General features: G+C 72.2%; 12 protein-coding genes. 7 read left to right on the top strand and 5 right to left on the bottom strand.

All coding sequences use genetic code 11. The features are described 5' to 3' along the window. Together Q7F20_RS16010 and Q7F20_RS16005 are read right to left on the bottom strand one after the other, a co-directional pair. Nucleotides 1–415 (bottom strand): metal ABC transporter solute-binding protein, Zn/Mn family (locus Q7F20_RS16010; RefSeq protein WP_305741064.1); only part of this gene is annotated, 415 nt, incomplete at its 3' end. 115 nt (nt 416–530) lie between these two features. Further along, on the bottom strand, nt 531–1,796 hold the full coding sequence (locus Q7F20_RS16005) for a PTS transporter subunit EIIC (protein ID WP_305741063.1): 1,266 nt from the start codon (nt 1,794–1,796) through the stop codon (nt 531–533). Between the two features lie 178 nt (nt 1,797–1,974). On the opposite strand from Q7F20_RS16005, the gene Q7F20_RS16000 reads away from it, so the two are divergent. Both Q7F20_RS16000 and Q7F20_RS15995 read left to right on the top strand, forming a co-directional pair. Beyond that, a complete protein-coding gene (locus Q7F20_RS16000) occupies nt 1,975–2,211 on the top strand; it encodes a PTS transporter subunit EIIB (protein ID WP_022907163.1) in 237 nt (78 codons plus the stop codon). Further along, nucleotides 2,208–2,660, top strand: a complete 453-nt coding sequence (locus Q7F20_RS15995; RefSeq protein ID WP_305741062.1) for a glucose PTS transporter subunit IIA — start codon at nt 2,208–2,210, stop codon at nt 2,658–2,660. The genes Q7F20_RS16000 and Q7F20_RS15995 overlap by 4 nt, the downstream gene beginning before the upstream one ends. An 84-nt stretch (nt 2,661–2,744) precedes the next feature. Here Q7F20_RS15995 and Q7F20_RS15990 read toward each other — a convergent pair whose 3' ends face one another. Then, nucleotides 2,745–3,485, bottom strand: a complete 741-nt coding sequence (locus Q7F20_RS15990) for a GntR family transcriptional regulator (protein ID WP_305741061.1) — start codon at nt 3,483–3,485, stop codon at nt 2,745–2,747. Between the two features lie 115 nt (nt 3,486–3,600). Here Q7F20_RS15990 and Q7F20_RS15985 point away from each other — a divergent pair, with 115 nt between their 5' ends. The 5 genes from Q7F20_RS15985 to Q7F20_RS15965 all read left to right on the top strand — a co-directional run bounded on the left by Q7F20_RS15985 (nt 3,601) and on the right by Q7F20_RS15965 (nt 8,955). Then, nucleotides 3,601–4,224 carry a response regulator transcription factor gene (locus Q7F20_RS15985; RefSeq protein WP_305741060.1) on the top strand — a complete coding sequence of 208 codons (624 nt, stop codon included), beginning with the start codon at nt 3,601–3,603 and terminating at the stop codon, nt 4,222–4,224. Beyond that, nucleotides 4,217–5,419, top strand: coding sequence for a sensor histidine kinase (locus Q7F20_RS15980; RefSeq protein WP_305741059.1), 1,203 nt, complete (start codon nt 4,217–4,219; stop codon nt 5,417–5,419). The genes Q7F20_RS15985 and Q7F20_RS15980 overlap by 8 nt, the downstream gene beginning before the upstream one ends. A 97-nt stretch (nt 5,420–5,516) precedes the next feature. Beyond that, a complete protein-coding gene (locus Q7F20_RS15975) occupies nt 5,517–7,520 on the top strand; it encodes a bifunctional lysylphosphatidylglycerol flippase/synthetase MprF (RefSeq protein ID WP_305741058.1) in 2,004 nt (667 codons plus the stop codon). Beyond that, entirely contained in the window at nt 7,517–8,797 is a 1,281-nt protein-coding gene (locus Q7F20_RS15970; RefSeq protein WP_305741057.1) for an esterase family protein, read from the top strand. The genes Q7F20_RS15975 and Q7F20_RS15970 overlap by 4 nt, the downstream gene beginning before the upstream one ends. After that, on the top strand, nt 8,794–8,955 hold the full coding sequence (locus tag Q7F20_RS15965; protein WP_305741056.1) for a hypothetical protein: 162 nt from the start codon (nt 8,794–8,796) through the stop codon (nt 8,953–8,955). The genes Q7F20_RS15970 and Q7F20_RS15965 overlap by 4 nt, the downstream gene beginning before the upstream one ends. Nucleotides 8,956–8,980: 25 nt before the next feature. On the opposite strand, the gene Q7F20_RS15960 is transcribed toward Q7F20_RS15965, so the two are convergent. Together Q7F20_RS15960 and Q7F20_RS15955 are read right to left on the bottom strand one after the other, a co-directional pair. Further along, nucleotides 8,981–9,556: a GNAT family N-acetyltransferase gene (locus tag Q7F20_RS15960; RefSeq protein WP_305741055.1), complete on the bottom strand. Its 576-nt coding sequence runs from the start codon at nt 9,554–9,556 to the stop codon at nt 8,981–8,983. Nucleotides 9,557–9,641: 85 nt separating this feature from the next. Beyond that, the coding region (locus Q7F20_RS15955; protein WP_305741054.1) for a dihydrolipoamide acetyltransferase family protein at nt 9,642–10,777 on the bottom strand (1,136 nt) is incomplete at its 5' end.

Genomic DNA, 10,777 nt, shown 5'->3' with positions numbered 1-10,777 from the left:
AGCTGTAGAACACGTGCTCGTTGAACTCGGCGTCGCCGCCTTTGTCGAGGCCGGAGAGCTTCACGACGTTGATCGTGTCGGCCTTCGTGCTCGAGGCGTCGGCGAGGGTCGTCATGAAGTCGTCGTACCCGCCCCCGTTCTCGATGAGGAGGTCGGCCTTGGACACCGCGAGCTGCGTCTTCGCGCTCGACTCGAACGAGTGCGGGTCCTGCGACGGGTCGTCCAGGATGCTCGTGACGGAGACGTGGTCGCCACCGATCGCCTCGACGATCGAGCCGTAGACGTTGGTGGAGGCGACGACCCGGACGGTGCCGTCGCCGGAGGCGTCGCCGGAGGCGGAGGACGTCGCGCAGCCCGTCAGGGCGAGCGCGGCGGCGCCGGCGACGAGCGGCAGGGCGAGGAGACGGTTGTGCATGTCGACGAGCGTAGGCGTAGTTGATAACGGTTGTCAAAACCAGTATCAGCCGGACGACGGACGGGAGGCGCGGTGCCAGCTGGCACCGCGCCTCCCGTCCGTCACGTGGTGACGTCTACGGCTTCGTGGCCGCGTCGATAGTGTTCTCGGCGATCGTGTCGTCCTCACGCCCGGGCGTGCGGAGGTTCCACTTCTTGATCACGAAACTGAAGAGGAAGTAGTAGATCACCGCGTAGCCGAGGCCGATCGGGATGAGCCAGATCGCTCCGTCCGCCTTGCCGAAGTTCAGGACGAAGTCGATGGCACCGGCGGAGAACGAGAACCCGTCGTGGATGCCGAGCGCGTTCACCAGGGCCAGCGAGGTGCCCGTGAGCACCGCGTGGATGATGTACAGCGGGAACGCGACGAACATGAAGGAGTACTCGAGCGGCTCGGTGATGCCGGTCACGAACGAGGTGAGCGCGGCCGAGAGCATGATGCCGCCGACGAGCTTGCGGTTCTGCGGCTTGGCGTTGCGCCAGATCGCCAGGGCACCGGCCGGCAGGGCGAACATCATGATCGGGAAGAAGCCGGTCTGGAAGATGCCCGCGGTGGGGTCGCCGGCGAGGAAGCGCGCGATGTCGCCGTGGTAGGTCACGCCACCCGTCGTGAAGCTGCCGAGCTGGAACCACGGGAAGAAGTTGAGCAGCTGGTGGAGCCCGATCGGGATGAGCATGCGGTTGACGAACCCGAAGATGCCGCCGCCGATGACGGCGTTGTCCGCGACGGCCTGGCCGGCGGCGGTCAGGGCGATGTCGAAGTAGCGGTAGAAGAACGACATCACGACCGCGATGAGGAGACCGGCGACGGCGGTGAGGATCGGGACGAGGCGACGACCCGAGAAGAAGCCGAGGAAGTCGGGCATCTTCGTCCGGTGGAACTTCTCCCACAGGACCGCCGACACGAGACCCATGACGATGCCGCCGAGGACGCCGAAGTTGATCGTGGCCTGGTTGCCGCTCGCGTCCTTGACCCCGTCGAGGACGATCGGCGACATCGCCGCGAACACCTGGTACATGACCATGTAGCCGACGACCGCGGCGAGCGCCGTGGTGCCGTCCGACTTCTTCGCCCAGCCGATCGCGATGCCGACCGCGAAGAGCAGCGGCAGCCAGGTGAAGACACCGTTGCCGGCGGCGGCGATGATCGTCGCGCCCTTCTCGAAGCCGGGGATCGCGCCGAGCATGTCGGCCTGGCCGAGGCGGAGCAGGATGCCCGCCGCCGGCATGACCGCGATCGGCAGGAGCAGGCTGCGGCCGAGGCGCTGGGCGTTGGCGAAGACGCGTGACTGCTTCTTCGGGGTCTTCTTCTCCGGCACATCCGTGGCAGTGGTGGTGCTCATCGGAGGTCCTCTCGTCGTTGGGTGGAGCTGTCGGGGTGAGTTGAGTCGTACAGTCAGCGCAGGTAACCTCGGCGGTGTCGCCAGGTCCGGTCCTGTCCGGTCATGACCAGTTCCGTAGTCTGAACCGCGACCCCACGCCTGTCAACCCGGCACGCGTTTTCGTAACGAGGAGGAAACGATGGCTGACATCAAGGCCGCTGACATCATCGCCGCGCTGGGTGGCGCCGAGAACATCGACGAGGTCGAGGGCTGCATCACGCGCCTCCGCGTCGAGGTCGAGGACGGCGATCTGGTCGACAAGGACGCACTGAAGGCCGCCGGCGCACAGGCCGTCGTCGGTGGCGGCACCGGGTGGCAGGTCATCGTCGGCCCGATCGCCGACAACCTCGCGCAGGACATCCAGGACGAGCTGTGACCGCCGTCCGGACCCCGTTCCAGGGCCCGGTCGTCCCACTCGCCGACGTGCCGGACCCGGTCTTCGCCGGCCAGCTCGTCGGCGCCGGCGTCGCGGTGGACCCGACCGGGGTCGAGGGCGCCGTGACCGCGGTGGCGCCGGTCGACGGGACGATCGTGAAGCTGCATCCGCACGCGTTCGCGCTGCAGGGCACCGCGGGCACCGATGTGCTCGTGCACGTGGGCATCGACACCGTGAAGCTCTCGGGCGAGGGCTTCGAGCTCATCGCGGCCGAGGGTGACACCGTCGTCGCGGGTGACCCGGTCGTCCGGTTCACCCCCTCGGTGATCTCGGCCGCCGGCTACTCGCCGATCTGCCCCGTGGTCGTGCTCGGCTCCGCGCCGGACTCGGTCGCGCAGGACACGGTCGGCACGACCGTGCGCGAGGGCGACACCCTCTTCGAGGTCTGAGCCGGCCACCCGAGCCTCGGCTCCGCGGACAATCCCGGCCCCGATCGGTCGCGAAGGTGTCCGCGGGGCCGAGTCTCGGTGCCGCTACGCGACCGCGTGCGGAGCCGTCGCCGTGACCTCCATCTGCACGCGGTAGCGGTCCGACCGGTACCAGCTCCGCGTGTGCTCCACCGGACGGTCCCCGGCGTACGACACCCGGTCGAACTCCAGCAGCGGCGCTCCGGTCTTCGTGCCGAGCAGCGTCGCCACGTCGTCCGCCGCGGGGTTCGCCGCGACGGTCTGCTGCGCGCGGTCGATCGGCGTGCCGTACTCCGTGGCGATGATCGAGTAGATCGAACCGGACAGGTCGTGGTCGAGCAGCCTGGGGAAGGCGTCCGCGACGAGCCAGGCGTCGTCGATCGACACCGGTGCCCCGTCGGCCATGCGCAGGCGCTTCACGTGGAAGGCCGCCTCCGTCTCACCCAGCCGCAGCGCCGCGGCGGTGTCGGACGGCGGGAGCCGCTCCTCGCGCACGAGCACGACCGTCGTCGGGACGTGCCCCATCGCCCGCATCTCCTCGGTGAACGACGCCAGGTGCAGCGTCGACTGCACGGGGCGGTGCGCCACGAAGGTCCCCTTGCCGCGCACCCGCTCGAGGTAGCCCTCGTTCACGAGCTGGCCGAGGGCCTCGCGCACGGTGATGCGGGAGACCCCGTACTCGGCGATGAGCTGGCGCTCCGACGGGATCGCCGCCCCGGGTGCGAGCCGGACCGTGGCGAGGTCGAGCAGGATGCGCCGCAGCTGCTGGTGCTTCGGTTCGGCACCCTCGGTGATCCGGCTCGTCATGCGGTCCTCGTGCTCCGTCGCTGGTCGTGCGGGTGGTCATGCGCGGACATGACCAGTGCCTGCCACAGTAGCGAGTCACCCTCGGAACGCCAACGTGCATGACAAGATGACGCGCGTGACAACCGTGGTGATCGTCGACGACGAGACGCTCGTCCGCTACGGCTTCGAGCTGATCCTCGGCGCCGCGCCGGACATCGAGGTCGTCGCGACGACCGGGGACGTCGACGCCGTGCAGGTCATCCGGTCGCACGCGCCGGACGTCGTGCTCCTCGACGTGCGGATGCCCCGGGTGAACGGTCTCGAGGTCCTGCGCGAACTGCAGACCCTCCCCGAACCGCCGGCGGTCGCGATGCTCACGACGTTCGACACCGACGAGTACGTCGGACGGGCGATGGAGCTCGGCGCAGCCGGGTTCCTGCTCAAGGACACCGACCCGGAGGCCCTCGCCGAGTACGTCCGGGTCCTCGCCCGCGGCGGGGTCGTCCTGGCACCGGGCGTCGATCGGTCCCGGCTGTTCGCCGCGCGGCCAGCGGCACCCGCACCGTCGGTCAGCGACCGGGAGCACGCGGTGCTCCGACTCGTCGCGGACGGCGTCAGCAACCCGGACATCGGCCGACGCCTCGGCGTGAGCACCGGCACCGTCAAGGAGGACATCCGGTCGCTGCTCGCCGCGTTCGGCGTCGCGACGCGCGTCCAGCTCGCGCTGCGCGCGGCCGAGGCGGGACTCCTGGATGGTTGACGCGCAGCGGTCGGGGCGCGTCCGGCGGGTGCTCGCGGCGACCGACGGGAGGCTCGACCGCCTCGTCGACGCCGGCCTGCGCTGGGTGCGCACCCACCGTGCACCGTGGTGGCTGGTCGACGCCCTCTTCGTCGCCGCCGCCGTCGCGGACGCCGTGCTCGACATCTCCGGGGCGACCCCCCTCGAGACGTGGTTGTCGCTGCTCGCGGCCGCTGCCCTGCTGCTCCGACGCCGCTTCCCCGTGCTCGCGTTCGCCCTGACCGTCCCCGGGCTGTTCGTCGGCTCCGCGGTCGTGGCGGCGAGCGTGGCGCTTTTCACCCTCGGGGAGCGCACGAGCCGCCGGTGGCTGATGCTCCTCGCCGCGCTGGTGCAGTTCGTCGGCTTCAGCGGGTTCGTCGGGCCGCCGCAGACCCTGGACGAGATCGTCGTCTCCGTCGTCTACGCGCTCATCTTCGCGCTCGGGCCCCTCGCCGTCGGGCTGCTCGCGCAGACCCGCGCACGCCTGACCGAGCAACTCGTGGAGTCCCGCCGGGCCCGCGAGGACGAACGCCGGCAGGCCGCGGCCGTCGCCCTGTCCCGGGAACGGGCGCTCCTCGCGCGGGAGATGCACGACGTCGTCTCGCACCAGGTGACCCTGATCGCGGTGCAGGCCGGCGCGATGCAGATGGCCGGTCGCGACGAGGCCGAACGCGGGTTCGCCCGGACGATCCGGCAGCTGTGCGTCGTGACCCTGCAGGAGCTCCGCGAGATGGTGCAGGTGCTCCGCGCCTCGGGCGGCACCGACCGTGAGATCGCGCCGCAGCCGGTGCTCACCGACCTCCCCCGACTCATCGCCGAGAGCGGCCTCGAGACGAGCACGACCGTCGACCTGCCGGACACCCTCGCCCAGCCGCTGCAGCGCGCGGTCTACCGGTTCGTGCAGGAGGGGCTGACGAACGTCCGCAAGCACGCTCCGGACGCCACGGTCCGGGTGAGCGGTCGGATCCACGGCGAGCACGTCCTCGTCGACGTCGTGAACGGCCCGGCCCGTTCCGAGCGGCTCGAACTCCCGGGTTCCGGCCTCGGTCTGATCGGCCTCGGCGAGCGGGCGTCGCTCCTCGGCGGGAGCATGGAGTCCGGTCCGCAGCCGGACGACGGGTTCGCGCTGCACCTGCGACTGCCGGTGGAGCACGTGCCGGCCGCACCCATCGTCTGACGGTCATCCTCGGAGCCAGCCCCGACTGGCCGATCGGCCATCGTGGTTCACGCCGAGGAGCGATGCCCCAGGAGGCGCGATCGGCTGGGATGGGATCGTGGCACCAGCAGCGCTCCTCGGACGACTCCGTCGGTCCCCCGTCTCCGTCGCCGTGACGGTGGTCGCGGCGGCGCTCGTGGTGACCGCACGCCTTGCACACTCCGAACCGGACTTCCCGCACCACCCGCCGGTCGCGTGCCTCGCCCTCGTGGCCGTCGTCCTGACGACCGTCCTCGCCGAGCGCTCCCTCGGGTCGCTGCGGACCCTGGTGATCGGGGTCGGCGCGCCGCTGCTCGGCGTGCTCGCGGCCCTCCTGACCGTCACGATCGGCTCGGCCCTGGGCGAGGCGCACGCCGAGTTCGCCGTCGGGCAGCCGCTCTTCGCACCCTCGATCGTGGCCGCGGCACTGCTCGGAGCCGCCTCGGCGGCGATGCCCGCGCAGCGTCGCTGGCGGACGCGCGCCGCGCTCTGGACCGTGGTGCTCACCCTCGTGCTCTTCGCGGGCCACGGGTCGGACCTGGCACGAGCCCTGGCGACCCTGCTCGGGACCGCGGCCGGCGTGTGGATCGTGCGCCGCGCCTCCAGGACCCAGAGCCGCACCACCCGCGTCACCGCACGGACGGTCGTCGTGAGCGCCCTCATCGCCCTCGGCGCGGGCACGCTGGTCACCCCGGTCGTGCCGGACCCGGACGGCGTGCTCTCGCCCTTCGCCGACGCGATGCCCGACCGTTCCGTGGTGGTCGTCGGGCTGCTGCTGCTCCTGGCCGCCTGGCTCGTGCACCGTGGTCGACGCGTCGGCGTCGCGCTGGCGATCGCCGTGCTCCTGACGCTCACCGTCGTGCTGGCCGATGCGTTCCTCATCGAGCCGGTCAAGGACGACGCGGTGCAGTGGCAGGGGCTCGGACTCGACGCGATCGAGTGGCAGGTCACCCTGCTCGGCGCCTGGATCGTGCCCGCCGCCGTGCTGCTCGCCGTGGTCCTCCTGCGACCCCGGCTCGTCCGGTCGCGGTTCCGGGCCGCCGACGCGCCGTCCGACGACCTCGTCGAGATGCTCCGGGACGGTGACGCCGGCACCCTCGGGCACATGGGCACTTGGCGCGGCAACGCGACGTGGACCGCCCCGGACGGACGTGGGGCCGTGGCCTACCGGGTGCGCGGCGAGGTCGCCCTCGCCGTCTCGGACCCGGCCTGCGCGGCCGCCGACCGCGCGGACGTGCTCGCCGGTTTCACGGCGTTCTGCGAGCGCAACGGCTGGGTGCCCGCGTTCACGAGCGTGCACGAGCCCGTCCGCGCGATCCTCGGCGCCGAGGGGTGGACCGCACTGCCGGTCGGCGTCGAGTGCGTGCTCGACGTGACGACGTTCGACCTACGCGGCAAGAAGCGCCAGGACCTGCGGACCGCGTCGAACCGGGCCGACCGCGAGGGCGTCCGCGACGAGTGGACCACCCTCGACGCGCTCGACGACGGCCGCCGTGCCGAGGTCGAGGCGATCTGCACGCGGTGGGCCGCCGACCGGCGCCTGCCGGAGATGGGCTTCACGCTGGGCGGGTTCCGCGAGCTCGACGACCCGGACGTCCGGCTCATGCTCGCCGTCGACCCGGACGGGCGCGTGACCGCGGTCACCAGCTGGCTGCCGGTCCACGAGCGGGGAGCACTGACGGGCTGGACGCTCGACGTGATGCGCCGCGGCGACGACGGGATGCCCGGGGTGATGGAGTTCCTCATCGCCCGGACCGCGCTCCGTGCCCGCGAGGCCGGGCTCACCACGATCAGCCTCTCCGGCACGCCGCTGGCCGCCCACGCCGGGGCAGGGGCGCTCGTCGCGCGCGGTTCGGTGCTCCTCGCCCGGGTGCTCGAACCGGTGTACGGGTTCCGGTCGCTGCAGCGGTTCAAGGAGAAGTTCGGCGCTCGGCACGAACCGCTCTGGCTGGTCGTCCCGACGCCGCTGCACGTGCCGCGGGTTGCCCGGGCGCTGGCGTCGGCCTACGTGCCGGGGCTGCGGCCGAAGCACCTGTGGGCCCTCCGGCAGGCGCACCGCTCGGCAGCGGCGGCACGGTCGTGAGTCCGACGGAGTGGCTGCTCGCCACCCAGCTGCAGGCGCCGTCGAAGCTCGTCCCCGTCGACGTCGCGTTCGCGGTGCTCGCCGTCGTCGTGCTGCTGCCCGGTCTCCGGCACCTCCGCTCCGGATCCGGCTGGCGGGCGGTCCGGCTGCGCGCGCTGGTCGCTGCCGGATCGGCCCTCGCCGTGCTCCTCGTCTGCTGGATCCTGAGCGACGTCCTGGACCTGTTCGGCGTCGCCCTGAGCCCGGTCACGCGGATGTGGGTCGCGATCGCCACCGCCGCCCTCGCGCTGGCGATCACCGGCATCGTGCAGGGCGGTCGCGGACGCCGGGTGCTCGCCGCGGTGCTCGTCCCCGCCGCACTGCTCGTGCCCGCCCTCGGCGTGAACGTCGAGTTCGCCAAGTACCCGACCCTCGGCACCGTGGTGCAGAGCGATCCGTACCCGGACCTCGACCTGCGCGCGGCACCCGCGACGACGCTCCCCACGCACGGTGAGGTCCGGACCGTCGACATCCCCGGTGCACGCTCGGGCTTCCCGGCCCGCCCCGCCGTCGTGTACCTGCCACCCGCCGCGCTCGTCCGGCACCCGCCACGCCTGCCGGTCGTCCTCGCGTTCGCCGGGCAGCCCGGCGCGCCGAGCGACATGTTCACGGCCGGGCAGATGGGGACGGTGCTCGACGCGTACGCGGCCGCGCACCACGGATCGGCCCCGATCGTCGTGTCCGTCGACCAGCTCTCCGCGCCCGGTCGGAACCCGATGTGCGTCGACTCGACCCTCGGGAACTCGGCCACCTACGTCACCGAGGACGTGCCCGCCTGGATCACCGCCCACCTGCCCGCGACGACGGACCGGCACGCCTGGGGTCTCGTCGGGTTCTCGCAGGGGGCGACCTGCGCGATGCAGTTCGTCACCGGCCGGCCGGGGTCGTTCGGCGCCGCACTGGCGATCTCCAGCGAACTGCAGCCGATCGACCAGAACCCGCGGCACAGCGCCGACCAGGCGTTCGGCGGGTCGGTGGCTCGGTGGAGGGCGGCCGGCCCGATCGCGCAGATGCAGGCGAACGGACTCGGCGGGCACGCGCTCTGGCTGACGGCCGGGTCGGCGGACCGCCAGTTCAGCCGGAACGCCCGGGCGCTCGGCGGCGCAGCCCGAGAGGCTGGGGCGGACACCGTGGTCGCGTTCGCACCGGGCAGCGGACACGACTGGAACACCGTGCAGTGGTCGCTCCGCACGGAGCTGCCGCACGAGGCCGACACCCTATTCGAGGCGCTGCGGTGAGGGCCGTCGTGCTGGCCGTGGTCGCCCTCGTCGCGGTCCTCCTGCTGACGTTGGGGCCGGCCGCCGTGGTTCCCGTCGCCGGGGTGCTCCTGCTGCTCTGCGTCGGTGCTGCCGCCCTCGTGACGGAGGACGGCGGGCCGGGGGCCTCGGGCTCCTGACCCGGCCGGGATCGTTCGATCCGACTCAGGCGTTCGCGACGAGCCAGGCCCGCTGGGTCCGCGAGAGCGCCCGGTCCGCCCAGACCTGCCGCTCGACACCGTCCGGCAGCGTCGACGACGTCGAGCCCTGCCACACCAGCTGCAGCCCCGCGCGGCCGAGCACGGCCGCCGAGGCGGGGTTGTTCGTCAGCACCCGACCGGTGATCGGGACGTCAGGAGCGACGTCGGCCGCGGCAGCGACCGCAGCGAGCGCGATCTCCGTCGCGTAGCCGTTGCCCCACGCCGCCGGCGCCAACCGGTAGCCGAGGTTCCAGACCCCGGCCGCCGTCATGTCCACGCCGCCGACTCCGAGGAACGCGTGGTCGGCCACGGCCCGCACCGCCCACGAGCCCAGACCGTGTCGTGCCCGACCGCCGATCTTGCGCTGGACGAGGTCGACCGTCGAGGCCCGCACCGCGTGCCGTCCCGCGGGGAGGTGGGCCCACGTCCGGGCATCGGAAAAGACCGCGTGCACGTCGTCGATGTCCGCCGGTGACAGCGGGGTGAGCAGGAGGCGATCCGTTCGGATCTCCTGCGAGGGCATCAGGAGCTGGTGGACCATGGGTCGATCATCACCCCGGCCACCGACATCCGTGTGAACACCACGCGACGATTGCGGGAGCCCGCAACGACAGCGCCGGCGCCGGCTAGTCGAGCAGCAGCGCCGGCTCCTCGAGCACCGAGGCGACGTCGTGCACGAAGCGGGACGCCACGTCGCCGTCGACGACCCGGTGGTCGAACGACGCACCGATCGTCGTCACCATGCGCGAACGGACCTCGCCGTCGACGACCCACGGCTTCGGCTTGATCGTGCCCATCGCCACGATCGCGACCTCGCCCGGGTTGAGGATCGGGGTGCCGGTGTCCATGCCGAACACGCCGATGTTCGTGATCGAGACCGTGCCGTTCGCCATCTGCGCCGGCGTGGTCTTGCCGTCGCGGGCCGTCAGGGTGAGCTGCTCGAGGGCCTGGGCGAGCTCGAGCAGGGACATGTCCTGCGCGTCCTTGATGTTCGGCACGATGAGGCCACGCGGGGTGGCCGCTGCGATGCCGAGGTTCACGAAGTGGTGGACGATGATCTCGCGGTCGGTCCACGTGGAGTTCACGGACCGGTTGCGACGCACGGCCCAGATCACGGCCTTCGCGACGAGGAGCAGCGGCGAGACCTTGACGCCCGCGAACGTCGGCGAGGACTTCAGCCGCTTGACGAACTCCATCGTGCGGGTGGCGTCGACGTCGACGAACAGCGAGACGTGCGGCGCCGTGAACGCCGACGTGGTCATGGCGGTCGCGATGGCCTTGCGGACGCCCTTGACCGGGATCGTCTCGCTGCGGACGTCGCCCCACTCCGGCGTCTCGATGTTGCGGAAGACGCTGGCCTGCTTCGCGTGCCGGATGACGTCGTCACGCGTGACCTCACCCGCGAGGCCGGTCGCGACGATCTCGCTCAGCTCGACGCCGAGGTCCTTCGCGAGCTTCCGGATCGGGGGCTTCGCGAGGACGTTCGTCGCCACACCGTGCTTGCGCGCGGAGCCGGAACCCTGCGCGGAGATCGCCTCGGCGGTGGTCTCCTCGCCGGGGTCGGTGGCGGCTTCGGCCGCAGCCGCGGCGTCGGCACTGGAGGCGCGGCTCGCCTCGGCCGCGAGGGCTGCGGCCCGGCGGGCACCGGGCTTGCGACGGGACGGTGCCGAGGTCGCGGAGCCGTAGCCGACGAGGACGGCGCCGGAGGACTCGTCCGTGCCGACGACGGAGGCGTCGACCGCGACAGGCTGGGCGGGCGCGG

It is taken from the genome of Curtobacterium sp. A7_M15 (assembly GCF_030705415.1).
Lineage (GTDB): Bacteria > Actinomycetota > Actinomycetes > Actinomycetales > Microbacteriaceae > Curtobacterium.
Note: the sequence above shows the minus strand (reverse complement) of the source record. Positions and strands in the feature narration are given on the sequence as shown.